Annotated in this window: 23 protein-coding genes and 1 tRNA gene; 15 read left to right on the top strand and 9 right to left on the bottom strand. The window is 69.3% G+C overall.

Annotated features, from left to right (window positions below):
- Positions 1–1,679, top strand: a 1,679-nt coding sequence (locus NBW77_RS06010) for a MinD/ParA family ATP-binding protein (protein WP_250279384.1), incomplete at its 5' end; no start/stop codon positions are given.
- A 27-nt stretch (positions 1,680–1,706) separates the two neighbouring features.
- Here the strand turns inward: NBW77_RS06010 and NBW77_RS06005 are convergent.
- Positions 1,707–2,897: a geranylgeranyl reductase family protein gene (locus tag NBW77_RS06005; protein ID WP_242605464.1), complete on the bottom strand. Its 1,191-nt coding sequence runs from the start codon at positions 2,895–2,897 to the stop codon at positions 1,707–1,709.
- A 13-nt stretch (positions 2,898–2,910) separates the two neighbouring features.
- A complete protein-coding gene (locus NBW77_RS06000) occupies positions 2,911–3,873 on the bottom strand; it encodes a DUF5926 family protein (RefSeq protein ID WP_250279383.1) in 963 nt (320 codons plus the stop codon).
- Between the two features lie 317 nt (positions 3,874–4,190).
- Here NBW77_RS06000 and NBW77_RS05995 point away from each other — a divergent pair, with 317 nt between their 5' ends.
- Together NBW77_RS05995 and purQ are read left to right on the top strand one after the other, a co-directional pair.
- The gene (locus NBW77_RS05995) at positions 4,191–4,706 is read left to right on the top strand and encodes an ATP-binding protein (RefSeq protein WP_131744663.1); all 516 of its coding nucleotides are present in this window, start codon (positions 4,191–4,193) and stop codon (positions 4,704–4,706) included.
- Between the two features lie 229 nt (positions 4,707–4,935).
- Positions 4,936–5,673 (top strand): phosphoribosylformylglycinamidine synthase subunit PurQ, encoded by a 738-nt coding sequence (purQ, locus tag NBW77_RS05990; RefSeq protein ID WP_131744662.1) that lies wholly within the window; start codon positions 4,936–4,938, stop codon positions 5,671–5,673.
- A gap of 174 nt (positions 5,674–5,847) precedes the next feature.
- Here purQ and NBW77_RS05985 read toward each other — a convergent pair whose 3' ends face one another.
- Entirely contained in the window at positions 5,848–8,337 is a 2,490-nt protein-coding gene (locus NBW77_RS05985) for a SpoIIE family protein phosphatase (RefSeq protein ID WP_242605462.1), read from the bottom strand.
- 710 nt (positions 8,338–9,047) lie between these two features.
- On the opposite strand from NBW77_RS05985, the gene NBW77_RS05980 reads away from it, so the two are divergent.
- Positions 9,048–9,407: a hypothetical protein gene (locus NBW77_RS05980; protein WP_131744660.1), complete on the top strand. Its 360-nt coding sequence runs from the start codon at positions 9,048–9,050 to the stop codon at positions 9,405–9,407.
- 126 nt (positions 9,408–9,533) lie between these two features.
- Here the strand turns inward: NBW77_RS05980 and purL are convergent, their stop codons facing one another.
- Both purL and NBW77_RS05970 read right to left on the bottom strand, forming a co-directional pair.
- On the bottom strand, positions 9,534–11,840 hold the full coding sequence (gene purL, locus NBW77_RS05975) for a phosphoribosylformylglycinamidine synthase subunit PurL (protein WP_131744659.1): 2,307 nt from the start codon (positions 11,838–11,840) through the stop codon (positions 9,534–9,536).
- A 110-nt stretch (positions 11,841–11,950) separates the two neighbouring features.
- A complete protein-coding gene (locus tag NBW77_RS05970) occupies positions 11,951–13,114 on the bottom strand; it encodes a DUF3027 domain-containing protein (RefSeq protein ID WP_242605461.1) in 1,164 nt (387 codons plus the stop codon).
- On the opposite strand from NBW77_RS05970, the gene NBW77_RS05965 reads away from it, so the two are divergent.
- The 4 genes from NBW77_RS05965 (at position 13,098) to NBW77_RS05950 (ending at position 16,941) form a co-directional block, all read left to right on the top strand.
- Entirely contained in the window at positions 13,098–14,636 is a 1,539-nt protein-coding gene (locus tag NBW77_RS05965) for an MFS transporter (RefSeq protein WP_131744658.1), read from the top strand. The genes NBW77_RS05970 and NBW77_RS05965 overlap by 17 nt on opposite strands.
- Before the next feature lie 70 nt (positions 14,637–14,706).
- Positions 14,707–15,153 (top strand): YgdI/YgdR family lipoprotein, encoded by a 447-nt coding sequence (locus tag NBW77_RS05960; protein ID WP_242605460.1) that lies wholly within the window; start codon positions 14,707–14,709, stop codon positions 15,151–15,153.
- Positions 15,154–15,205: 52 nt separating this feature from the next.
- A complete protein-coding gene (mqnB, locus tag NBW77_RS05955) occupies positions 15,206–16,114 on the top strand; it encodes a futalosine hydrolase (RefSeq protein ID WP_250279382.1) in 909 nt (302 codons plus the stop codon).
- Positions 16,111–16,941: a 1,4-dihydroxy-6-naphtoate synthase gene (locus NBW77_RS05950; RefSeq protein WP_131744657.1), complete on the top strand. Its 831-nt coding sequence runs from the start codon at positions 16,111–16,113 to the stop codon at positions 16,939–16,941. The genes mqnB and NBW77_RS05950 overlap by 4 nt, the downstream gene beginning before the upstream one ends.
- Positions 16,942–17,038: 97 nt before the next feature.
- Here NBW77_RS05950 and NBW77_RS05945 read toward each other — a convergent pair whose 3' ends face one another.
- Positions 17,039–17,434 (bottom strand): cold-shock protein, encoded by a 396-nt coding sequence (locus NBW77_RS05945; protein WP_131744656.1) that lies wholly within the window; start codon positions 17,432–17,434, stop codon positions 17,039–17,041.
- Between the two features lie 271 nt (positions 17,435–17,705).
- Between NBW77_RS05945 and NBW77_RS05940 the strand changes: the two genes are divergently transcribed.
- Positions 17,706–18,014: a hypothetical protein gene (locus NBW77_RS05940; protein ID WP_175324610.1), complete on the top strand. Its 309-nt coding sequence runs from the start codon at positions 17,706–17,708 to the stop codon at positions 18,012–18,014.
- On the opposite strand, the gene larE is transcribed toward NBW77_RS05940, so the two are convergent.
- Positions 18,011–18,952: an ATP-dependent sacrificial sulfur transferase LarE gene (gene larE / locus NBW77_RS05935; RefSeq protein WP_502799442.1), complete on the bottom strand. Its 942-nt coding sequence runs from the start codon at positions 18,950–18,952 to the stop codon at positions 18,011–18,013. The genes NBW77_RS05940 and larE overlap by 4 nt on opposite strands.
- 64 nt (positions 18,953–19,016) lie before the next feature.
- On the opposite strand from larE, the gene purS reads away from it, so the two are divergent.
- Positions 19,017–19,271, top strand: coding sequence for a phosphoribosylformylglycinamidine synthase subunit PurS (purS, locus tag NBW77_RS05930; RefSeq protein WP_131744655.1), 255 nt, complete (start codon positions 19,017–19,019; stop codon positions 19,269–19,271).
- Positions 19,272–19,311: 40 nt separating this feature from the next.
- Here the strand turns inward: purS and NBW77_RS05925 are convergent, their stop codons facing one another.
- On the bottom strand, positions 19,312–19,512 hold the full coding sequence (locus NBW77_RS05925; RefSeq protein WP_131744654.1) for a zinc ribbon domain-containing protein: 201 nt from the start codon (positions 19,510–19,512) through the stop codon (positions 19,312–19,314).
- 221 nt (positions 19,513–19,733) lie between these two features.
- On the opposite strand from NBW77_RS05925, the gene NBW77_RS05920 reads away from it, so the two are divergent.
- The 4 genes from NBW77_RS05920 (at position 19,734) to NBW77_RS22025 (ending at position 23,818) form a co-directional block, all read left to right on the top strand.
- Positions 19,734–20,084, top strand: a complete 351-nt coding sequence (locus NBW77_RS05920; RefSeq protein ID WP_131744653.1) for a rhodanese-like domain-containing protein — start codon at positions 19,734–19,736, stop codon at positions 20,082–20,084.
- 108 nt (positions 20,085–20,192) lie between these two features.
- Positions 20,193–21,017: an HNH endonuclease family protein gene (locus tag NBW77_RS05915; RefSeq protein ID WP_242605458.1), complete on the top strand. Its 825-nt coding sequence runs from the start codon at positions 20,193–20,195 to the stop codon at positions 21,015–21,017.
- 184 nt (positions 21,018–21,201) lie between these two features.
- Positions 21,202–23,592 carry a sensor domain-containing protein gene (locus NBW77_RS05910; protein ID WP_250279381.1) on the top strand — a complete coding sequence of 797 codons (2,391 nt, stop codon included), beginning with the start codon at positions 21,202–21,204 and terminating at the stop codon, positions 23,590–23,592.
- Between the two features lie 100 nt (positions 23,593–23,692).
- The gene (locus tag NBW77_RS22025) at positions 23,693–23,818 is read left to right on the top strand and encodes a hypothetical protein (RefSeq protein WP_284346890.1); all 126 of its coding nucleotides are present in this window, start codon (positions 23,693–23,695) and stop codon (positions 23,816–23,818) included.
- 93 nt (positions 23,819–23,911) lie between these two features.
- Here NBW77_RS22025 and NBW77_RS05905 read toward each other — a convergent pair.
- Positions 23,912–23,994 (bottom strand) — tRNA-Leu (locus tag NBW77_RS05905).
- 112 nt (positions 23,995–24,106) lie between these two features.
- On the opposite strand from NBW77_RS05905, the gene NBW77_RS05900 reads away from it, so the two are divergent.
- Complete coding sequence (locus NBW77_RS05900; protein WP_250279380.1) at positions 24,107–25,669, top strand: FhaA domain-containing protein; 1,563 nt, start codon at positions 24,107–24,109, stop codon at positions 25,667–25,669.
- Positions 25,670–25,675: the final 6 nt, after the last annotated feature.

Here is a 25,675-nt window from a genome sequence, read left to right as displayed (position 1 = left end):
CACCGCCCCAGTCACCACCGCCCCAGTCAGCGCCGCCCCAGGTACCCGCGCCTCATCTCCCCGGGTCCGCCGGCTTCGGTCCAACACAGGTCGACCAGCGGGTTTCCGTCGTTCCGTTCCGGCACGAGGAGCGCCCGGACGGCGCCGGACGGACTCCCGCGCCGCCAGCCGTACCACCACCCGGAAGACCCCTCGATGCCCGGGACACCCACAACAGCGGATACAACCTCGTCCACGAACAGACCGGTTACGTGAGCCCCGTCCATCCACAGGCGCCGGATTACCACAACGATACCCAGTACCCGGACGACACCCGGTACCCGCCGGACTTCGACTCCGCCGATCCACTGGGTGTCCCACGCGGCACCCCGGACGTGACGGTCGGCGCACCCCTTCAAAGCGAAGATCACTTGTCATATCCGCCCATCTCGGCGGACTACCCGGCCCAGGCACCGTCGGCCCAGCAACCGGCTGGTCCGGCCACAGCGGCACTGTCGCTGGACCAGCCGGGTATCCCACCGCTCTACCGCGACAACGGCCGTGGTTACCCCGATGGGCAGGGGCCTGGGCCGGCATTCCCCGGTCTGCCCTACTCCGGAGGATCACAGCCGGGTCCCCCGTACCCGGACAACTCCTACCCCAGCACCGAGTATCCGGCGCCACCGCCCACCGGCGTCCTGCCTGCCCACACCGACGCCGCGAACGGCAGGCCGGACGGGATGCGCCAACCTGGCGGCGCATCCAACCGGCTGCTGACCAGCGCCCTGCTCCCGACCCCACCGGACACCGCATCCAGCGGCTGGCGCAAGGTGATTTTCAGGGCTTCCGGTGGGACGATCAACCTGGGGCCCTCCGCCGACGAGGCCCGCCACCGCCGGCTCGTCACGCACATCCGCACCCCGCTGTACGACTGCCACCGGATCGCGGTCATGTCCCTGAAGGGCGGTGTCGGAAAGACCACCACCACCGTGGCCCTGGGGTCGGCCCTGGCCAGCCTGCGCGGAGACCGGGTCGTCGCGATCGACGCGAACCCGGACCGGGGAACGCTCGGCGCGAAGGTACCGCGGACGTCCGCGAACACCGTCCGGGACCTGCTCGACAACGCCGGCTCACTCCACCGTTACGTGGACGTGCGCAGGTACCTGTCGCAGTCCGACAGCCGCCTTGAGGTCCTCGCGTCCGCGAACGACCCGGAGATCTCGGAGGCGTTCGCCGACACCGACTACCTCGCTGTCGATGACATCCTGCAGCGGCACTACTCGATTCTGCTGACCGACTGCGGCACCGGGATTCTGCACAGCGCCATGCCCGCCGTCCTGAAACTCGCCGACACACTGGTGATTGTCAGCAGTTCCAGCGCGGACGGCGGTTCTTCCGCCAGCGCCACGATGGACTGGCTGGAGGCGCACGGGTACGCCGAGCAGGTCCGCGAGGCGGTGACGGTCATCTCGACGTTCCCGGTGAACGGCGAGTCCGTGGATGTGGCCGCGCTCGAACAGCACTTCGCCGCCCGCACCCGGCGGGTCGTCCAGGTGCCCTATGACCCGCACCTGGCAATCGGTGGCCGCATTGTCCTGGAGGACATGCGAAAACCGACCAGGCAGGCGTTCCTGGAAATTGCCGGCGCGGTTGCCGAACGGTTCGGGCTGGAAAGTTCGCGTCCCACACCGGCCGGGTAGATCGGCTCCGCCGGGTCACGGCAGGGCTCAGCGGGTGATTGCGGCGGTCACCCGGCGGACACCCGGGCGGCGCAGCTGTCTCGCCACCGTGGACCTGCCCTCCACGATCCGCCCGAACAGGCCGAACGTACCCGGCACGCAGGTCAGCAGCGCGTGAAGCACCCAGGGACGGCGGACGAACACAGCCTGCACCTCATGGCCGGCGTCCATCTCGGGCCCGAGCACCGCCTCGATACGGCGGGGATAGTCCGCGAGCGCGGACAGCTCACCAGCGGCGGCCCGCGCGGCGGCCTCTCCGGCGAGGCGTCCCGACCGCAGCGCGAACGAGATTCCCTCTCGGGTCCACGGGTCGAGCAGACCCGCCGCGTCCCCGGCTACCAGCACCCGGCCACGACACAGCGGCGAGCCGGCGGCACGCACCCGCGTCAGATGCCCCGAGTCGTGCAGCGGCCGCACCCCCTCCAACCCGAGCCTGCGCACCAGGTCTGCGTAGTACCCCCGCAGCGCGCCACCGTCGGCCCGGGATCCGATCACACCGACGGTCAGGATGTCGCCCTTCGGGAACAGCCAGGCGTACGAACCGGGCACCGGGCCCCAGTCGAGCAGAACCCGACCGGCCCACCGGCCCGCGACGCGGGAGCTGACCGGGAACTCGCCTTCCAGACCGACGTCCACCTGATCACACCGGACACCGACATAGGTGCCGGTCCGCCCGGACGTGCCGTCCGCACCGACAACGACCCGCGCACGGACGTCCGGCCCACCACGCGCCGACACGACGACACAACCGTCCTGTTCGGCCTGTTCCCGCAGGCCGGTGACGTGGACGCCGGTCCGCAGGCCCGCCCCGGCGGCGCGGGCCGAGTCGACCAGCGCCTGGTCGAACTCCGACCGCATCACCATCGACAGCATCGGCCGACCGGGCCGTCGGCGGGTCCGGGCCAGCCCGCCGTCCAGGGACACGGTGAGCTGGTCGATACTCCCGCGGACCAGCCCCGACAGGTCAACGCCCGCATGATCGACCGAAAGGCCGACCAGACCGCCACCGCAGGTCTTGTAGCGGGGTAGCTCGGCCCGTTCCAGCAGGCAGACCGTGGCCCCGGCCCGGGCTGCCGCGCGGGCGGCGCTGGCTCCCGCCGGGCCGGCACCGACCACTACCACGTCGAAGATCCCGTGGGACGCCTCACCGGGCGTGTCGGACGGCATATCGGACGGCATGTCGGACGGCATGTCAGCGCAGGGTGAGGGTCCGGCCGACCACGCCGGCACGCATCCGGCGCTCCGACGGGCTGAGCGGGCCGAGGTCGGCGACCGCGTCCTCCAGCCGGTCCCGCAGCGTGGCAGCCGGCGTCTCGCAGCTGTCCGCGTCGGCGCCCGGCGCCAGGTCCCACACCGGGACGACGAGGCCGTCCGCCCGGAACGAGCCGATGAAACGGGATCCGTCACCCACGGTGAGTTCGCCGGCAGCGGCCAGCCGGGCGAGGGCGTCGAGCAGGAGTTCCTCGTCGTAGGGCTGGACCCACCGCAGATGTGCCCGTTCTCCGGGACGACACCAGTAGGCCGCGTCCACCGAGACCAGCCGAGCGGTCGGGACGACGGAGGCGTTGGCCCGTTCCAGGACGGCGGCGACCTCCTGGTCAAGGCTGCCACCGTCCTCGGCCGGGGGAAGCCACCACGCGAACCCGGGATGGACGGTGATGTCCAGCGGCGCCGGGTCGAGAAGGTCCAGCAGCGTCGGACCGGTCCTGCCCGCGTCGGCAGCGGGATCCCCCGCCGTAGCCGGCGGTAGGATCACCGGGCTTGCGTACTTCCCCTCAAGGGCCGCGAGCAGCGCCCGCGCGATATCGACGCTCGCGTCGTTGGTGGCGATGCCCGTCTGCATGGCGAGAACGATGTCGCCGTTGTCCCGGACGAGCGCGGGCGCGGCCTGCGGCAGGATCGTTCCGAGCACGATAACGCGGTCGGCGTGCTCGGGATGCTCCGCGAGAAAGCCCGCGGACAGCTTCAGCGGGGCGGTGGCGCTCGGAACGAGTTCACGCAGGGCCACCAGATCGGGCTCGTCGGCGCGGCCCACGAAGGGACGCAGTACAGGCGTGGGCCGCCGCCGCACGCCATGGCATGCCTTGTAACGGCGTCCCGACCCGCACGGGCAGGGTGACCTCGGCCCGACGACCGGATGCTCTGCCGCGTCCACGTCCGCCTCGGAAGCATCCGGCCCTGGCCCGGCCGCGTACGACGACGTGACGCTGGGCGCGCGAGGCCCGGAATAGGACGGTACGGGACGGTGGGCGGTCTGTCGGCGGACGATCGTGCACTCCTCAGTTTGGCGGATCAGCTTGGCGGACTTGATACGCCCGCAAGGCTAGTACGTGCCACCGACATCTCCCGGCGACCCACCGCGGCTCGTCGCGGGCGGTTCGCCACCTCGCCACCTCGCCACCTCGCCCCGGCCGTCCTGCCCGAAGGAGTTCAAGTCGGTTAGTGGTCACTTGCCGGGGTACCACTGCCGACATGGAGATCAGATTTTCGCTGTCCCTCCCCCGCGAGGAGATCTCCATTCCCGTCGTCCGTCGGATGTGCGCCCAGTCGCTGAAGGTTCTCGGCGTGCATCAGGACTGCATCGACGACGTCGGACTCGCGCTGACCGAGGCGTGTGCCAATGTCTTGCAGCATGCCCGGGCTGACGACTGGTATCAGGTATTCGCTGACGTCGACAGCCAGGCGGCGGTCATCGATGTGGTGGACAACGGAGGTGGTTTCGACCTGCTCGACACGGACACCGTGATTATGGATGTGCCTGCCGAGGAAACGGTCTGCGAAAACGGCCGTGGAATCTGTGTGATGCGCGCGCTCATGGATGACGTCCGGTTCGACACGGTGCACGAGCCGACCCGCGGCACTCGGGTTCATCTGGAAAAACTGCTTCTGTGGGACGAGAGCGCGCCGGCGAACCGGCTCGATCGGCATGCCACCCGGTGCGGATCGTGGACCGACGGCAGACCGCTGTCCGCAACGGCCCACCGCTGACCACGACCCGCCGCGACCCACCAGCACCGATCACAGCCGATCACAGCCGATCACAGCCGATCACAGCCGATCATGAACACCGGGTCGTCGACTGATCGCCGATACACTTTCGGTACCCACTGCCCGGTCGAGCCGATCAACGGGCGCACCCGGGAACCGCGCCACGGCCAGATCTCGGGATGGCCAGATCGCGGGACGACCAGATCGCGGGACGACCAGATGAGGTGGCATGAACAGCGACCAGGACGTACCGGTCGACAACACAACGCCGGTCACGCGACGGATTGGGGTGGTGACATTCCCAGGCTCGCTGGACGACCGGGACGCCGCCAGAGCTGTCCGCCTCGCCGGCGGCGAAGCTGTTGCACTCTGGCACGGCGACATCGAACTGTCCGGTGTGGACGCGGTGGTCCTGCCCGGCGGATTCTCCTACGGCGACTACCTGCGCGCCGGCGCGATCGCGCGCTTCTCTCCGATGGTCGACGCCATCGTGAACGCGGCCCGTGACGGACTGCCCGTCCTCGGTATCTGCAACGGATTTCAGGTGCTGTGCGAGGTGGGACTGCTGCCCGGGGCGCTCACCCGAAATGCCGGCCTGCATTTTGTCTGCCGGGATCAGCCACTACGGATCGAGAACACCACGACCGTGTGGACGTCGGAATACTCGGCCGGCGAGAAGGTGGTCATCCCGGTGAAGCACGGCGAGGGCCGCTACGTGGCCGGTCCGACGACCCTTGCCGAGCTTGAAGGCGCAGGCCGGATCATTGCCCGCTATCTCGGCGGGAACCCGAACGGATCGGTCGGCGACATAGCGGGCATCTGCAACGCCGAAGGCACGGTTGTCGGGCTGATGCCCCATCCCGAACATGCGGTCGAACCGCTGACCGGCCCCGGCTCGGACGGCCTGGCAATGTTCGCCTCGGTCGTTTCCGGCGCGCTCGCCGACAGTCCGGTCACCCGTCCCTGACATTCCCCGTCCCTGACATCCCCTGGCCGTGACATCCCCCGGCCGTGACAGCCCCGTCCCTGACATCCCCTGGCCGTGACAGGCCGCCGATGATCGTCGACTTCCGGGGAGTCTGGGAACGGACGCGGACTGGAGTTCGGTGCTCCCGCACCTCGGTGTCACAGGTCAGGGGTGTCAGCCGGTGGGGAGGGGCTGCTCGGCCCAGATGGTCTTGCCACTGCGGGTATGACGGGTGCCCCAGCGCGTCGTGAGCTGGGCGACGAGGAACAGGCCGCGTCCCCCTTCGTCGAAACTGTGGGCCCGCCGCAGGTGCGGGGCGGTGCTGCTCGCGTCGGAGACCTCGCAGATGATGCCGCTGTCCAGGATCAGCCGCAGCTCGATGGGGATGCGGGCGTGGCGGATGGCGTTGGTGACGAGTTCGCTGACGACCAGTTCGGTAGTGAAGGTGGCTTCGTCCAGTCCCCAGACGGTCAGCTGACGGGATGCCTGCGCGCGGGCGTGCGCGACGATGGCCGGATCGTCGGACAACCCCCAGGAGGCGACCTGCCCGGCGTCGAGGGCACGGGTCCGGGCAACGAGCAGGGCGACATCGTCCGTGGGACGGTCAGGCAGCAGGGTCGCCAGCACGGTGTCGCAGATGGTCGCCAACGAGCGCACGGGACCAGTCAGGGCACCCCGCAGCTCACCCAGACCCGTGTCGATGTCGCGGCCGTGAGATTTGAGCAGGCCGTCGCTGTAAAGGACGAGCAGGCTGCCTTCGGGTAGTTGGATGTCCCAGGCTTCGAAGGGCAGGCCGCCGAAGCCGAGTGGGGGGCCGGCTGGTACGTCCAGGAAGTCCACGGTGCCGTCGGGCGTGACGACGGCCGGCGGGGGGTGACCGGCACGCGCCATCGAGCAGATACGGGAGACCGGATCGTAGACCGCGTACAGGCAGGTGGCTGCTATATCGCTGGATGCGATGTCGTCGGCCGCGATGTCGCCGGTGGTCATACCGCTGACGGCGCTTTCCACGAGGGTGTTCTCCTCGGCGCTGAGGCGGATGACCACGTCGTCGAGGCGGGTGAGGAGCTCGTCGGGGGCGAGGTCGACGTCGGCGAGGGTGCGCACGGCGGTACGTAGCCGGCCCATGGTCGCGGCCGCGTGGATGCCGTGGCCGACGACGTCACCGACGACCAGGGCGACCCGCGCGCCGGACAGCGGGATCACGTCGTACCAGTCGCCGCCCACCCCGACGCCGGAGCCCGCGGGCAGATAGCGGGAGGCGACCTCTACCGCGGTCTGTGCGGGGAGACCCTGCGGGAGGAGGCTGCGTTGAAGGGTGACGGCCGTGGTGCGTTCGCGGGTGTAACGGCGGGCGTTGTCGATGGAGAGAGCCGCTCGGGCACACAGGTCCTCGGCGAGGATCAGATCGTCCTGCTCGAACGGCTCCGGACGCCGGTGGCGGGCGAACATGACCGCGCCAAGGGTGGTCCCGCGGGCCCGTAGCGGCACGACCATGATCGAGTGGAACCCGAAGTCGCGGATTCGGGCGGCCCTGGGCGGGCTGTCGGTGATCCAGGCAACAAGGTCGGGGTCGGTGACCCGGTAAAAGCGGGACCGGCCGGTGGCCACAACGCGGGCGAGGGGCGAGAACTCCGGATGGGTTTCCATCGTCCCCAGCTCGACCACGGCCTCGGGGCAGCCCTCGAGGACCGACTGGTGTGCGGTGCGGTTGAGCGTGACGCTGCCGGAAAGCGGTCCAGCTACCGGCTCACCACCACTGAGCACGGAGTCCAGCAGATCAACGCTGGCCCAGTCCGCGAGCCGGGGAACGGCCAGATCGGCCAGCTCCTCGACTGTCCGCGTCACATCCAGGGTGCTGCCGATGCGGGTGCTGGCCTCGTTCAGTAGAGCGAGACGCTTCCTTGCCCAGTGCTGCTCGCTGATATCAGTCACAGCCTCAACCACCCCGTGTAACCGGCCGGTCGGATCCTTCACCGGCCAGAGCCCGACGGACCAGACGTTCTCGTGGGCCCGGTCAGGGCTGCGGGCCATGATTTCGAAGACCACAGGTTCCCCGCTCCTCACCACCCGGGCCATCTGTCTCTCGGCCAGTTCGGCGGCGGGGCCGGGCATCAGATCTGTCAGGAACAGCCCGCGTGCGTCGTCTTCTTCCATGCCGAGCGCCTGACACAACACAGCGTTCACCCGCAGAACCCGCAGGTCCGTGTCGCAGAACAGCATGCGCATCGGGGACTGGTCGAACCCCCGGTCCACCAACGTCCGTGTTTCCTCGCGCCTGCGCAGCTCCTCCGACGCGGCGATCAGGAACCACTGGACCTTCCCATAATTATCCACCAGCGGGTACGCCCACAACTCCACATCCAGAATGCGACCGTCCTGATGCTGTAGCGCCACCTGCCCGCTCCACGCCTCCAGCGCCGCCGCCGACCGCCCGGCCGCATCGGGTAGGTCCGCGGCAAGCAGCTCCGCCGCGGACCTACCCGTCACCTCGGCCGGCTTGTAACCGAACAGCCGCTGGGCGCCGGCGCCCCATCCCGTGATGACGCCCTGGGCGTCGACCGCAGCCATGGCCGCGTAGGCTTCCGGATAGAAGTCATCGAATCGGGCTTCTCGGACACCGGGATGCCGCCGCCCATGCCCACCGCCGTCCAGGTCGCCCACGCCGAATCCTCCCCTCCGCTGATCCCGGAGGAAGCAGCACATGACAGCCCTACCCGTGGGACGACGGTCAACACCCTCCCCCTCCCCGCTGCGGTTCTCGACGTATTCCGGACCGGGTCGGCAGGCGTTACGGTCCCGATCGCCGTGGTCATCCGATCGCCATAATCGGCTCCATGCAGGATGGGTATTCCGACGGGACGGACCTGGAATCATGCTGGTGGAGCTCGATCACATGGCCGAACTCCCCGGCTACGAACCGAGAGAAGGTCTTCGGCGGACCGCGTCCAGGTCCGGCGCACCACCAGAAATCGCAAGGGGAGAAACAAGAAGGCGGCCTCGGCAAGCAGGTTGGCAACGCTGCCGCACCGGTGCGGCAGGGCCACCAGGGCGCCACCAGGGCCACCAGGGCCACCAGGGCCACCAGGGCCAGGGAAGGAGCCCGCACGCCGGGCCTGGTGTATGCCGCACGACTCCCGCCGCACCTTGACTGTACAGGCGTGCCGGCGCACCGTTATATCCATGCGCTGAACGACGTCCATACGCTGAACGGAGAATTTATTTTATTTCGTGGAGGCCGCGTGAAGATTCTGGTTCAGGATCGCATGTCAAATAGTCACCCGCCTACCAGGACCGGCCGAGCCGGCGCCTCCTTACGAGCTCAGGTCATTACTTTCCGCATGCGCATACCCCCATCAAGGATGGATGAAACCATGTCAAAGAACATGCTCCAGGGGGCGGATGACCCTGCGTCACCCGCATCGGATGACGCAGGCAAGGCACGGCTGCCCACCGCATTGATCGAAAGCCAGCAGACGTTCTCGCGTATGTGGACGCTGACCCGCAGCCTCACCGAGGCGGTCGCGACCGAGCAGACGACCGTAGCCGCCCTCGCCCTCGCCTACGCAACCCACGCCCCCGACGCCGAGGTGACGGACGCCGAACGCGTCTGGCGGTACGCGCATCAGGTGCGTCACTCACTGCAGGAGCAGCTGGCGGCCGGGGCGCTCGGGGTCATCTGCGACGAGCTCGCCGACCGTCTTCTCATCGCCGCCCGCGCGGGCGACGTATGAGCCCGACCATCCACACCAACGCTCGACGGCGAGACCCCGATCCGACACCTCGGCCCATGTGCGGCCGACGCCGCGATAGTGACGGCCCCAGCGGACATCGGTCGGAGCCGTAGGTAGTTTCCGTCGCTACACCGACGGTTTCCACCTACGGCTTTCGACTGCCATGGCGCCGAAGAGGGCTGGCAGAGTGGACGAATGGGCGGCCCGCAACTCGTCCAGACCGACGGTGAAGGCGTCCTGGACATCGAGGATGTCGCCGTCCACCACACCGATACGCCGCCACGGCAGTCCACGGGCACCGCACATGTCGGTGAAGCGCAGCTCCTCCGACCGGGACACGGCCACCAGCGCGCGTCCCGCCGACTCGCTGAACAGCTCGGTGAACACGTCCGCGCCGCGGGGGAGGACGACCCTGGCGCCGCGCCCGCCACGCAGGCACGACTCGACCAGCGCCTGTGCCAGACCACCGTCGGACAGGTCGTGCGCCGCGCTCAGCATGCCGTCGCGTGAACCCGACACCAGGATCTCCGCGAGCCGCTTCTCGGCCGCGAGATCGACGACGGGTGGCTGCCCGCCGAGATGCCGGTGCGCCACCCACGCCCACTCGGATCCGCCGAACTCCGCACGGGTCTCACCAAGCAACAACAGCGAGTCACCCTCGTCGGTGAAGCCGATCGGAACCCTCCGGGCCACGTCGTCGAAGATGCCGAGGACGCCGACGACCGGCGTCGGGTTGATCGGAGTGGGCCCGGTCTGGTTGTAGAAGGACACGTTCCCCCCGGTCACCGGCAACCCGAGCTGACGGCAGGCGTCCGCGAGGCCCCGGGTTGTCTCGGCGAACTGCCACATGACCTCCGGGTCCTCCGGGGAGCCGAAGTTCAGGCAGTTCGTGACCGCGATCGGTACCGCCCCGGCCGCCGCCACGTTGCGGCACGCCTCGGCGAGGGCGAGCTGGACGCCCGCGAACGGGTCGAGCCGCGAGTGCCGCCCATTGCCATCCGTGGCCAAAGCGATACCGAGGCCTGTCTCCTCGGAAAGCCTGACCACCCCGGCGTCCTCGGGCTGCGCAAGCACCGTGTTCGCCTGCACATACCGGTCGTACTGGTCGGTCACCCATTCCTTGGAACACAGATTCGGTGAGGCGATCATGGTCAGTAGCGTCGCGCGCAGTTCGTCACCAGTGGTCGGACGCGGCAGTGTCGCCGGGTCGTCCGCACGCAGGGTGTCCAGCTCCGCGGGCCGACGGATCGGCCGGTCGTACACGGGCCCGTCGTCGGCGAGCGATCCGGGCGGGACGTCGACGACAACGTCACCGTGCCAGCGGATGACCAACCGTCCACTGTCGGTAACGGTTCCGATCCTGGTGGCAAGGACACCCCAGCGGTCGGCGACCGCCAGCACCTCGGGCAGCGCATCCGGGGTGACGATCGCGAGCATCCGCTCCTGGGACTCACTCGCCAAGATCTCGTGCGGCACCATCGACGCCTCCCGCAGGGGCACGAGGTCGAGGTCGACCGCCATCCCGCCCGGGCCGCCGCCGGCGAGCCCGGCCGCGGTCGTCTCGGTCAGCGCGCAGGTGAGCCCGGCGCCACCGAGGTCCTGGATGGCAACGACCAGTCCACGGTCGAACAGTTCCAGGCAGGACTCGATGAGAATCTTCTCGGTGAACGGGTCACCGACCTGAACGGCCGGGCGGCGCGCCGGCCCGCCGCCCTCGTCGAAGGTCGCGGACGCTAGCACCGACACCCCGCCGATGCCGTCCCGGCCGGTCTTCGCGCCGAGCAGGACGACCGCGTTGCCGACCCCGGTCGCTGCCGACGTCTGCACCCGTCCGACCGGCATCACCCCCACGCACAAGGCGTTGACCAGCGGATTCCCGAGATAGGTCGGGTCGAAGACGACCTCGCCGCCGATCGTCGGCAGGCCTAGGCAGTTGCCGTAGCCGCCGATGCCCGCAACCACCCCTGGCAGCACTCGGGCGGTGTCGGGAGCATCGGCGTCACCGAACCGCAGCGGGTCGAGTACAGCGATCGGCCTGGCTCCCATGGTGAGGATGTCGCGGACGATCCCACCGACGCCTGTCGCCGCGCCCTGGTAGGGCTCGACAAAGCTCGGATGGTTATGTGATTCGATCTTGAATGTGACAGCAAGGCCTTCACCGACAGCAACCACCCCTGCGTTCTCGCCCATCCCGACGAGCAGACGGTCACCGGCAGGCGTGTCGCGGAACTGCCGCAGATGCACCTTGGATGACTTGTACGAGCAGTGCTCACTCCACATCACCGAATACATGGCGAGCTCGGCGTCGGACGGTGTTCGCCCGAGCGTGGAAACGATGCGGGCGTACTCGTCGTCGGTCAGGCCAAGTTCGTGGTAAGGCTGCGGAACGTCGCCGGACGGGACGATGGCGGGGGCGCTGGGTGTGCCGGTCACACCGTCCATCTTCCCGGACGCTCCCGGCAGGACAAACCTTGTCGCCCCACCCCGTCCGGCATGGGGGCCGGGCCGGGGGCAGGGGCAGGGGCAAGCCGACGACCAACGGCTCAGGAGTGGCCGTAGGGCTCCGGTCCGGCGCTTTCGCCCGCGGACGCGTACCCGGAGTCGTCGGGGACCGAGCCGGGCGGGTGCGCGGTAATACCGACAAGTTCCAGGTCTGTCGGCTCCAGATCGGACGGGTCGTCGTCATACACGATCGACTCAGGATGCGCGGACGGAGCGACCAACGCCTCCGAATGGGCGCCGCAGCCATGGTCGAGCGTGGTCACCCGCCCGTCGTCCGGAGCCATCTCGTTCGCGCACACCCCGAACAGGCGTCCGAGGATTCCAGCGAGGCGTACATGAAAGCCGCAGGTCAAGCAGGCGGCAGGGGCGACCCGGGCGATCGAGGCCTCCGGGCCGGACTCTCCCGCATACCAGCGGGCGACAGCGTCATCGCGACCGACCAGGGACAGCAGGCGTGGGCGACCGAGCCCGAACTCATTCCACGCATCGGTGTCGACGAACTCCTCGACGTCCCCGAGACGCAGGGTGAGCCGCGGGTCGTCCGCGGCGGTCGGCAGCAGGTCACCGACCCCTACATCACCGGGACGCAGTCGCTCCGACCACGGCACCCACGGCGGGGCGGTCATCGCAAGATCACCGGGCAGTAGCACCACATCGTCCACCGTGACCTTCCGCATCCGCGAGGCACGGGTGACCACGACTGTCCAGACCCAGCCGGGGTAGGCCCGGACCGTGCAGGCGAACCGGTGCAGCACGAGCCGTTCGCTCTCGGCCTCGACGCCGAGATGCTCACCCACGGCGTCCGGATCACCGGCCTCGGCGACCGCGGCGGCTCGGGCCTGGTCAACAGCCGTGGCGCATACGGCATCCAAGGTGGGCGCCTTCGGCGCTCTGGGGGACCGCGCAGGCCGTGAAACCACCGGTGACCGTGGGGCCGCTGACGACCGGGACGCCGGAGCGACCGGACCCGGTTCGTCCGGCCCGGCGGCGGGCCTGTCGGGAACCGGCGCTCCCACACCCGGCGTTGCCGGGGTTGCCTGGGTTGCCTGGGTCGTCATGATTGCCGGGGTTGTCGGTGTTGCCGGGTCGAGCTGTACGTCCTGAGCCTCCACGACACATATTGTCGCCCACAGGTTCGGGAACTGCGCCGCGTGGTCGTGGTGGCCCTCCCCGGGGAGGACAGTCAGCATGGTGAGCGTGGGCACCGGCGTATCCATGGGGGTCCGGAAACTACGTGCGTCCGTGCGTCGCGGCGGCGCCGAACAGTCCGGGCTCGCTTCCCTGACAGAGCTGTCCTTCGTCAACGCGGCCGGGGACGCCCTGGTGACCGTGACACTGGCCGGATCGCTCTTCCTGACCGTACCGACCGGCGAGGCCCGGTCCAAAGTCGGCATGTACCTATTGATCACGATGGTGCCGTTCGTCCTGTTGGCGCCGGTGATAGGCCCGGTGCTGGACCGGTTCGCCTACGGTCGCCGGACCGCCCTGGCCGCGATCTGTCTGGCCCGCGGCATGCTCGCCTGGCAGCTTGCCGGCGCGATCAACGAACGGCTACAGGTCTACCCGCTCGCGCTGGGCCTGCTGGTGCTGTCCCGGGCGTTCGGCGTAGCCCGCAGCGCGGTCATTCCCCGGGTCACACCGCGGAGCCTGACCCTCGTCAAGGTCAACTCCCGGATCTCCCTGGTCAACATCGTGGCCGGATCGGTGGTGGCGCCGCTCGGTCTCGCCATCGCGAAGATCCCCCTCGTCGGCTACCCATGGGTGCTGCGGATCTGCGCCATCGTCTACATGGCGGGCGTCCTGCTGGCATTCAACCTGCCCAAACACGTCGATTCCGCCGCAGGTGAGAAGCGCGCCTTTGTCCTGAAGGAGATCCTCACCCATCGGGACATCACCGGACGGCTGCGCCGCGTCCTGGGCGGGCTTCCGGTTGCCCTCCGAGCGTCCCTGGTGCTGCGCGGCCTGGTCGGATTCCTCACCTTCTACCTCGCGTTCCTGCTACGGACGAACGGTGGCAACAACCTGTGGCTCGGCGGGCTGGCGATCTGCGCCGGCGTGGGTAGCGGCCTCGGCGTGTTCATCGGCGGGCGACTCGGCCGCCGGCGCCCGGAAGCGCTGCTGATCCTGTCCCTGCTCATGGCGGCGGGCGGATGCCTCGGCGCCGCCATCAACTACATGAAGCTCACGTCGCTACTCGCCGCGTTCCTGGTGACCATGGCCGGTTCCATGAGCAAACTCGGACTGGACGCGATCATCCAACGCGACATCACCGAGGACACCCGCAACTCCGCGTTCGCCCGCTCCGAAACCGCGCTTCAGCTTGCGTGGGTCGCGGGCGGCGCGTTCGGCCTCGTCGAGATACCGGGAACGCTTGGCTTCGCGGTGGCTTCCGCGGCGGTTCTACTCACGATGTTCGTGGAGGTCCGAGCGCTGCACCGCTCGCGGACCGCGGCCCGTACCACCCTGGCCCGTACCACCCTGGCCCGCACCGGCATGGCCCACTTCGATCCAGGCCCGCCGGGCAAGCCGTTGCCACATACACAGGCCTTCGAGGCGCCTGTTCCCGCGGACATCAACCCGCCGACCCTGGTGGACCCGCACCCGTCTACCGTCCCGGACAAACCCGACCGGGACGCAACCGCGAGGCCCGAGACGGATCCCCTCGCATCACAGCCGACCATCCCGCAGCGATCCCCTTACCGCCGGTGGGAACGAGACCTCCGGTGAGACCGATAACCCACCGTTTAGGGCGCGAGCCGACCGGCCCCCGGCCTGCGGAGAAGGATAATCTCCGATCGTGTCCGTATCTCGGCTAATCCCCCGCGCCCGGTGGCGACGCCTCGCCGCGCTGCCTGTCCTCGGCGCGCTCGTCCTGGTACTCGCCGGTTGCGACCGGCCGACACCGCTGGTGACCATCCAGTCCGGAAGAAACTTCGTACAGGCGCACGCCGCCCAGTATGATCGCGACGGTGCGGTGATCAAGGATGCCGGCTACCAACCGCCGGTCCTGCGCGCCGTTCCAGGAGACAGCGTCAACATCGACGTTCCGAAGTCGGTTGCCGACAACGGGTACTTCCTGGCGTCCAACGACACCCGCATCTCCGACATCATCACGGTGCAGCACTACCGGCTGACCGTGCCGGACGGACGGGGCCAGGTGAACCTGACCATCTTCCAGGCCCCTCACGGCGGCTCGAACGGGGCGTCGGGAAGCTGGCCGTTCCGTCTCGTCGTCCAGCCATAGCATTCATGAACTCAGGCGTCAGCTTTCATGAGGTCGGCTCCATGAGGTCCCGGTGAACCGGGTCCTGGTTGTCACAGCGGTCAGTCCGGAGGCGGACGCAGCCTGCGCCGGGATGATGGGTCCCTGGCAACCACGGGCCAACGCATCCGCCTCGGCACAGCCGTCCCGCGGCGGTCCCGGGCCGTCCTGGGACCGCCAGCTGCTCACGGCCGTGCGACTCGGTCCCTATCTGGGACGCCGATCCGGTGCGTTGACCGTCCTGGCCGCGGGAGCCGCCGGTCCGGCGGCGGCGGCCGGCACCGCGACAGCGCTGGCGACCGCCCGTGCCACCGGGGAACCGTTCAGCCTGGTCATCTCCCTTGGTGTCGCAGGCGGTTTCACCGGCCGGGCCGACATCGGTGACCTGGTTGTCGCGGATGCAGTGGTCGCCGCGGATCTCGGTGCCGAGTCCGGCCTCGACACCTCGGCCTGCGGGCCAGGGCAACGGCCCTCACCCTCGACACCTTCCGCATCCGGCGATTTCCTGAGCCTGGACTCACTCGGGCTCGGACCGTCCGTGCTGACGCCGCACGAAGGCGTCGTCCGGCGGCTCGTCGAACTTCTCACCGGCACCGGGCGTACGGTCACCACCGGGCCGGTCCTCAGCGTCTCGACGGTCACCGGGACCGACCAGCGGGCCGCCGCCCTGGCTCTGCGGTTCGGCCCGGTCGCCGAGGCCATGGAAGGGTACGCGGTCGCCGTCGCAGCGTCCGCGTTCAACACCCCGTTCGCGGAGGTCCGCGCAATCAGCAACCTGGTCGGTCGCCGCGACCGATCCGCCTGGGACCTGCCAAGGGCCTTCGCCGGGCTGAGCGCGGCCACGGCCGGACTCGCCGCCGGCATCGACGCTCTCACCGCCGTCCTGGAAACCCCCGGCAGCGCCGAACCGGCCAGGCCGGTCCCCGGACCCGGTATGTCATGACCGGTTCGAGGCCGCCATCCCCGCTTCAGCTGGCGATCTCCCCGTGCCCGAACGACACGTTCGCGTTCCACGCGCTGACACACGGGCTGGTCAAGGGCATCCCCGAGGTCACGGTGACCTTCGCCGACATCGACATGCTGAACACCCGGGCCGCGGACGGCCTCGACGATCTGGTGAAGGTGTCCTACGCGGCCCTGCCATGGCTGCTGGACTCCTACCAGCTGTTGTCGGCCGGCAGTGCGCTCGGACGCGGGTGCGGGCCACTCGTCCTCACCACCGGACGGGACGACCTTCGCGGCGCGCATGTGGCGATCCCCGGTATGCGCACGACCGCATACCTGCTGTTTCGCCTCTGGTCCGAGCGGCATGGGGTGGGCGGTATCGACGTCCTACCGTTCGACAAGATCATGCCGGCGGTGCGGGACGGGCAGTACGATGCCGGCCTGGTGATCCACGAATCGCGGTTCACCTACCCGTCCTACGGCCTCACCGCCATCGCCGACCTCGGCGACTGGTGGGAGTCCGAGACCGGTCTACCCATCCCGCTCGGTGCCGTCCTCGGCCGACGCGACCAGGACGGTACCGCGTTGTCGTCCGCGGTACGGGCCAGTGTCGCGATGGCGCTTGCCGACCCGGAAGCGTCGCGGGCGTACGTCCTCGGCCACGCGCAGGAAATGGATGCGGGCGTGGTGGACGCCCACATCGGGCTGTACGTCAACGGCTACACCCTCGAGCTCGGCGACGAGGGTTACGCGGCGGTTGAGGTGTTACTGGGGCGGGCGGCAGCCGCTGGACTCGTCCCGCCCCTACCCACCCCGCTGCGCTGAACCGAACGGACCCGTGCTGCCACCGCGCCGGCGTCCCGCAGCCGGCACAACCCGCAGCCGGCACAGCCCGCAGCCGACTCCGGGCTGGTGGCCCCGCTCAGGTATCCAGTTCGTCGGCGACCGCGTGGACGACCTTGGCCACCTTCGCGGCGGTCCGACGGTCGGGGTAGCGGCCCCGACGCAGTGAGCCCTGCACCTCGTCCAGTAGTTTGATCATGTCTTCGACCATGCTGTGGAGTTCGTCGGGACTGCGCCGGGCCGCATGGGCGGCGGCCTTCGCCACCGACGGCGGAGCCGCGAGCACCCGCACCGACAGCGCCTGGTCTCCACGACGGCCCGCGGCGACACCGAACTCGACCCGGTCGCCGGGCTTGAGTTTCTCCACGCCGGCCGGTAACGCGCCCTTGTGAACGAACACGTCACCGCCGTCGTCACGGCTGAGAAAACCGAAGCCCTTGTCGACGTCGAACCACTTGACTTTGCCGGTGGGCACGGGCGACCTCGTTCTGCGTCACGAAGGGAGACTGTCGATGAGATGTCGAGGTCTCCAAGGCTATCCGGGGACACGCCGACGGGTGGTCATGCGTGGTTATTCGTAACCCGGAAACCATCCGTGGCTGTTCGGGCAGCTCGGGATGACCGACATCCCTGGATCTTCCCGCATCCCCGACACATCCCGACTTCCTGGCACGGACACCCCGCATGGTCCGTAGGCTGGCGCATGTGGACGAGGAACAGCCGCACCGGCCAAAGGTGGCGCGATCATGAGTCTGTCCGCGCCGCCGGAGGCCCCAGGGGAAATCCGGAACCGGGCTGACCTGCTTGTCCGGACGGGCGTGGTGCTGTTCGCGATCGGGCTCGTCGCCACCGCGGCCGTCATCATCCCGTTCTTCTTCGGCGTGACCGAACGACCCGTCTGGCTGAACGTGCTCGCGGCCGGCGGGCTGACCGTCGGCTTCGCCGTCGCGCTCCTCGGCATCGTGGCCATGGTCCGCTCCCCTGCCCCGGTTGATGACGTCGACGAGACGGACCCGACTCCCGACACCGACACCGACACCGACACCGACGTCTAGTGTCCGGGAGGCGTCAGCAGCTCGTTCATGGAGCCGGAACGGAAGCCGCGTTGATCGATCTCCACCCGGTCGAAGCCCTCGACCACCGCCAGCAGATCCGGACGTGCGGTCAGGGCGCCCACCCGGTCGGCATCCACCTCGACCAGTGCCGTGTCGTCGAGGTCGCGGACCCGCAGATTCGTCACGCCCAGCTCGGCGGTGGCCATGGCCAGCCGTAGGGCGACCTCGGCCCGTTCGACCCGGGCAAGGCGCGCCGGCGACACCTCGGTGCCGTAGGAGATGCGGCTCGCCAGGCAGGCGGCAGCCGGCTTGTCCCAGGTCGACAGACCCCAGCGTCGCGATGCCTCACGGACCTCGGCCTTGGTCAGACCGGCGTCCCACAGCGGGGTACGCGCCCCCCGGACCGCGGCCGCCCGGATACCCGGTCGGAACCCGGCGACGGCATCGTCGGCGTTCGTACCGGTCACCACGTGGGCCAGCCCGAGGGAGTCGGCGAGCGGACGCAGTGTCTCGGTGAGCTCCGCCTTGCAGAAGTAACACCGGTCGGAGCCGTTGGCCCGGTAACCCGCCCGTCCCATCTCGTTGGTGGACGGCGTGAGATGGCGAACCCCGAGTTCGGCGGCGAAGCTCGTGGCGGCCCGCAGCTCCGCGTCCGGCAGGGACGACGAGACCGCGGTGGCGGCCACCACCGCATCCACGCCGAGTGTCCGGACCGCGGCGGTGAGCAGGAAGGCCGAGTCCGCGCCCCCGGAGAAGGCGACCAGCACGGATCCCAGTTCGGCGAGCCCGGCCGCAAGCCTGGCCAGCCGCTTGTCCAGATCGGATCCGACGACAGATCCAGGGGCGGAAAATCCAGGGGTGGAGTCCCCCCACGCGGCTGCCTCCGACGGCCCGGATACCTCTGACAGCTCGGCTGCCCATGATGCGGATGTCGACACGGATCCGAGCGTAGTGACCGGGTACGCCGCGAGGTCACATCGTCCACGGATAGGGTCTTCAGACGTGGCCAGGGTCGTAGTGGACGTGATGCTGAAGCCGGAAATCCTCGACCCTCAGGGACAGGCGGTGCTGGCCGCGCTGCCACGGCTGGGAGTGTCCGGCATCGTCGGGGTGCGCCAGGGCAAGCGCTTCGAGCTGGAGGTGGACGGCGAAACGGACGCCGAGGTACTCGCCCGGATCGACCGGCTCGCCGCGTCCCTGCTCGCCAACCCGGTGATCGAGGACTATGTCGTCCGGGTCGAGTCCACGCCCGGCTAGCGCCGCGTCGACCGACCTGGGCCGACCGTCGTGGAGGAGTTCAGGCGGTCGGGTCGGTCGGGGAGAGGAACTCAACCCGGCGTCCGCACGAGTCGCAGACGGCGACGCGAGCATCCGGCTCCTCGTCCGCGGGGACAAGGTGCGCCAGCGGGACGATTCCGCCGCACCACGGGCAGGTGAGCCACGGCCCGTCCGCCCCGCGCCCTGATGACTCCACATCCAGCGATTCCACGTTAGTCACGGTCCCACCGCGCACCTGCCCGCGTGGGCAAAAAGGACCTTCGATGACCGAAGCCAACCACGCAGGGCCATCGGCCCCGGTCACCAACGGCACAACGACAGGACTCCCGAAAAAACCGGACACCCATCGGCGGATGCGTACGGCCCAGGTGCGAGACTCCTGCCATGCCGGAACTGCCCGAGGTGGAGACCCGGGCTCTCTTCCTTTGACAGGATGGTCGGGTGAGCTCGGACCAGATACCTACAGTCTCCGTCGACCAACTCCCGGCCGAGACGTCGACGGATGCCGAACTCCTGCTCCTCGACGTCCGGGAACCCGACGAGTGGGATGCCGGGCACATCGCCGGCGCGGTGCACATCCCCATGGGAGAACTCCTCGACCGTCTCGACGAGGTGCCGCGCGAGCGGGACGTGGTGGTCGTCTGCCGCTCCGGGCAGCGCTCAGCCGCGGTCACGGCCTACCTTCACCGCTCGGGTTGGCAGGCCCGGAACCTCAACGGCGGAATGATCGCCTGGAATGCCGCGGGGCGTCCGATGCAGAACACCGCGCCGCATCCGCCGGCTGTGATCTGACCGCTGTCCACGGCGGCGGCCGCTGCGGCTGCGGCGGCCGCCCTACCGGCCCACGGCAGGGTGGCCGACACACCGATCCATGGCCGGCCATATCGCACGGTGGGTGACGTGGGTGACGTGGGTGACGAGACACTGGGCGTTATGACCGACCACCAACCCGCTCCGTTGACAGCCTTACCGGTTTCGTGTGCCGAGCGGAACCACAGTCGCCCGGTTCCGGCTCCAGCCATCGCCAGGATGCGGGCGCTGTGCGTGGCCCTTGCGGTGTGCCTGGGGCTTGGCTTCGTCGCGGCCGGCTGTGGAGCTGCCGACAACGTGGGGGCGCAGGCGAACGCCGGTGCGGGCGGCGGAGCCGGCGGGCGCGGGCAGGCCACCGTCGCCCGGACCGCCATCACCACGCTCCAGTCCATTCCGGTCCGCGCGGCGACAACATCACCGCAGTACCGGCGGGACGAGTTTGGCACCGCCTGGCAGGACGTCGACGGGAACGGCTGCGACACGCGCAACGACATCCTGCACCGGGACCTGACCCTGGTGAACGTGAACAAGAATGACTCGTGCATCGTGCTGACCGGAGAGTTGAAGGATCCGTACACGAACCGGGTTCTCCGCTTCAACCGTGCGCGGGCCGCGTCCGCCATCCAGATCGACCACGTGGTGGCGCTTTCGGATGCCTGGCGGACGGGGGCGGCATCCTGGTCGCCGGAGAAGCGGGTCGAGTTCGCGAACGACCCGGAGAACCTGCTTGCCGTCGACGGTCCGACGAACCAGGCCAAAGGTGACGACGACGCCTCCGAGTGGCTGCCGCCGAACCAGTCGTTCCAGTGCCCGTACGTGGCTCGACAAATCGGGGTGAAGGCCCGTTATGGGCTGTGGGTCGAGACGGCCGAACGCGACGCCATGCGCCGCGTACTCGCCAAATGCGCAGGTTAGAGCGATCGGGAATAGGGCTGTCCGGCTCGCGGCCTCCTGATCGAGCTCCCCACCCTCACACACCCTTGGTTACATCTGGCAACTATTCAAGTACAATTAACGTTCTCGTTACCAGAGCGAGCCTGCTGTGAGGGCTCCTCCCGGAACCCTCACAGCCATGTGGATGTAGTGAGTGGGTGATGGCGTGGTGGGACGGGAGGGGGAACGGCTGGACCTGTTCGACCGACTGGAGATCGGGATGGCCGTCATCGGTGTCGCTGATCGTCGGGTACGGCGGGTGAATGCGGCGACGTGTCGGATCCTGGGTCGTAGCGAGGCGGACCTGGTCGGTGGCACCTGGGACAGGCTGATCCATCCGGCCGACCGGGCGGAACAGTCGGGCTTGGCGGCACCGTCGGCAACCGAGGGACGGACCGGGTACCAGGATGTGCTCCGGTTCGCGCGTCCGGACGGTTCGGTGGTGCATGTGCTAGCCACCGCGGTGGTGCTGTCGGATGATCCGGACGGGGAACCCTACTACCTCAGCCAGTTCCAGGACATCACCGAGGAGATGGCCGCCCACCATTACCTCCGGCTGCTTCTGGAGAACACCCCGGTGACATTGCTCCTGATGGACCCGAACGGACGCATCGTGTTCGCCGAAGGCGAGGTGAGCATCGCCCATGTCAACGCTGGGCGACGGTCGTCGATCTTCGAGGCATTCAGGGGCATGACCATCCTGCCCATGGTCCGAAAGGCGTTGGGTGGGGAGCCTGTCTCGGCTGTCATCGAGGCGCACGGGCGTCAGTTCGAGGCGCACATGGTGCCGATATTCGACGTGAAGGGGATGGTGGCGTCGTTGGCGGTCGTCGCCACGGATGTTACTGATCGCGAGCGGGCGCTGGGGGAGTTGCGGATTCGATCCGCGGAGCAGGCGATCGTGGCGGAGCTGGGTCGGCGGGCGTTGGCCAGTCTGGAGCCTGATCCGTTGTGGGAGGCGGCCGCGACGGCGATCGCCGGTCATCTGGCTGCGGATGCGGTGACCGTGTACGAGTCGTTGCCGGGGCAGACGGTACCGCGGTTGGCCGCGGTCGTGGGGTCGGCGCCGCAAGCGGATCCGACGATGAACGGTAGGGGCCGGTCGGGGTTGGTGGTTCCGGTCGGTCAGCCCGACAGTCCCACCGCGCTCCTCACCGTGTACCGCACCACTCCGGGTTCGTTCGCTGATCGTGAGGTGGAGTTCGTGCAGGGGGTCGCGACCGTGCTCGGTGCTGCCGCGGTCCGCTTCCAGGTCGAACGCGACGCCCACTACCGGGCGTTGCACGACGGCCTGACCGGCCTCCCGAACCGCACCGCCCTCCTCGACCAGCTCCAACAGGCGTTGGACACCCGGTCCGCCCGGATCGGAATCCTGTTCATTGACCTCGACGGTTTCAAAACCGTCAACGACTCGTTGGGCCACCACACCGGCGACGAACTCCTACGCGAGGTCGCAACCCGGCTACGCCACGCCGTTCGCCCCCACGACACCGTCGCCCGCCTCTCCGGCGACGAATTCGCGATCCTGTGCCACCACATCACCAGCGAACGTGCCATGCACACCATCGCCGACCGCGTCGTGACCACCCTGGCCGAACCGACCGTCCTCGACGGCCGCCTCGTCACCGTCACCGCCAGCGTCGGCATCGCCCTGTCCGGCCCCGACCTCCCCGACCCCGACAACCTCCTACGCGCCGCCGACATCGCCATGTACGCCGCCAAACACCACGGCCGCGACCGCTACCTCCTGTTCGACGAAACCATGCGCGCGGACGTCCTGGACCGCCTCACCACGGAAAACGACCTCCGCCACGCGCTGGCCACCACCGGGCTCGACCTGTACTACCAACCCATCCTCACCATCACCGGCGAAACCATCGGCGCCGAAGCCCTCATCCGCTGGCACCACCCCACCCGCGGCCTCTTGCACCCCGACACCTTCATCCCCCTCGCCGAGGAAACCGGGCTGATCATTCCCCTCGGCCGATGGGTCCTGCACACCGCCTGCCACGCCGCCGCCGCATGGACCCACGGACCACCCCCCATCCCCCCACCCCACCTCACCGTCAACGTCTCCGCCCGCCAGCTCACCGATCCACAGTTCCTCCCCGACCTCACCGCCCTCCTGCACGCCACCAACCCCGACGACCGCTACCAGCTCTGCCTCGAAATCACCGAAAGCACCCTCATCGACGACACCGCCGCCGTCACCCGCACCCTCCACGCCCTCCGCAGACTCGGCATCACCCTCTACATCGACGACTTCGGTTCCGGCCACTCCTCCCTCAGCCGCCTGCATCGCCTCCCCCTCGACGGCCTCAAAATCGACCGCCGCTTCATCAGCAAAATGACCGACGACCCCGCCGACCACGCCATCGTCGCCGCCGTCATCCATCTCGCCCACACGCTCGGTCTCACCGCCATCGCCGAAGGCGTCGAAACCCCCGCCCAACTCGCCGCCCTCATCCACCTCCACTGCGATCTCCTCCAGGGCTACCACCTCGCCTACCCCTGTCCTCAGCTCCCCGCCTATCAACCCACCACCACACACCCATAAGACGACCGCCCGATATACACCCAGGCTGGCAAGGATGGCGTTCACCGAGGCGCCGATCGCGGATTCGCCCTGAGTAATTGCGGATGTCGGTGTAATGCCGATGTCGGTCGTTCGCCGGTCAGCCACGCTCGCCCGGCTCGCCCGGCTCGCCCGGCTCGTCGGCTCCGGCGGCCGGCCCCCGCCCGCCGGGGCGGTGTTACCGGAACAGGGCGGACTCGCGGGCTGATCCTGCACACGGAGCGGACCGGGGAGCCGTCTGCGGGCGGACATGACACGAGGCGACCTGGCGTGTAAACACGCAAGGCCGCCTCGACTCGCGTGGGCGAGGGGGGAGTTGAACCCCCACGTCCGTTAAGACACACGGACCTGAACCGTGCGCGTCTGCCATTCCGCCACTCGCCCGAGTGCGACTATCACGCTACCACGCGATCCACGCCGCCCAAGCTGTGGGCGGCGCCCCACCGGAAGCATACGATCTCAGGGCCGGTAGAAGGCCAGGAGGAGGGAGGCCGAGATGGGCGTGCTACAGCGCTTCGAGCGCCGCCTGGGCGGCCTCGTCGAAGGCGCGTTCGCCAAGGTCTTCAAGGGAGGCGTCGAACCGGTCGAGATCGCCAGCGCGTTGGCCAGAGAGACCGACGACCGGCGCGCGACCAGTTCGAACCGGGTACTCGTCCCCAACGAGTTCGCCGTCGAGCTTGCCAGTGGCGACTTCGCCAGGCTCGCCCCCTACAACCGAGCGCTTTGCGACGAGTTGGCCGAGATGGTCCGTGAGCATGCGGCCGAGCAGCGCTACACCTTCGTCGGGCCGGTCGGTGTGCGCCTCGCCGAAGCCGGCGATCTCGACGTCGGAGTGTTCCGCATCCGCAGCAGCGTCGCCGCGGCCGACCCTGGCGCGGTGGCCGGTCGACGCGGTACCGGACGACCCCGCTCGACAGTTCCGGGAGTACCACGCCTCATCATCTCCACCAAGCCCGGGCCGGACGGCCGCGCTGGCGGGGAGGAGCGTGAATATCCGTTGGACAGCGAAGTCACGGTCATCGGTCGCAGCGTCGAGTGTGATATCCGTCTCAATGATACGGGGGTTTCGCGCCGGCACGGTGAGGTCCGCCGGATGCCGGACGGCCAGTTCGTCTACATCGACCACGGCTCCACCAACGGGAGCATCGTCAACGGCCGTCCAGCCAGCCAGGTCAAGCTCGTGGATGGCGATCAGATCGAGCTGGGCGCGACGATCCTGGCCTTCCGCCGGAATGATCCGCGCAACGCCGAGGCGGGCCGTGTCGCCGGACGTACCCCAGCAGCCGCGCCGGGTCCGGCAGCCCCGTACCCGGCCACGCCTGTGCCGGCCGTTCCCATACCGGCGGCAGCCGCACCGGCTGATCCTCGCGGGCGGCCGGCCGACCCGTACCGGGGCGCAGACCCCTACCGCGACGACCCACGCCGGGGCGATCCACGCCGCGACGACCCACGACGGGGCGGCCAACCCGGGGGCTACCCCGCGCCACCGGCCGACCCCTACCGCGACGACCCGTACCGGGGCGAAGACCCCTACCGCGACGACCCACGCCGGGGCGACCCACGCCGCGACGACCCACGCCGGGGCGATCCACGCCGCGACGACCCACGCCGCGACGACCCACGACGGGGCGGCCAACCCGGGGGCTACCCCGCGCCACCGGCCGACCCCTACCGCGACGACCCGTACCGAGGCGGAGACCCCTACCGAGGCGGCGGGCGTCCCGCAGCCGGCCAGCCCGTGGAGGGCCGGCCGGCCGATCCGTATGGTGGCGGTCCGCGCTACGACGAGCCCTACAGGGGGAGGGAGGGCCAGCACCGTGGTGGCACAGATCCTCAGGATCCGTATGACCCGCTCGACGCCCGGACGACTCGACCGCCCCGGCCGGGCTACGGCGACCCACGACGCGACGGCCCACCGGCGGGTCCTGACGATGACGACATGCACGAACAGCAGACCTACCGTCCCGGTCACCTCCCGGCGTCCGGACGCCGGGAGCCGTACGACGGTGACCGGCAGGGCGGGCCGGACGCGCCAGCTCCGACCGACCGCGGCTGGTAGATCGCT

The organism is Frankia sp. Cppng1_Ct_nod, assembly GCF_920656135.1.
Taxonomy (GTDB): Bacteria; Actinomycetota; Actinomycetes; order Frankiales; family Frankiaceae; genus Protofrankia; species Protofrankia meridionalis.
Note: the sequence above shows the minus strand (reverse complement) of the source record. Positions and strands in the feature narration are given on the sequence as shown.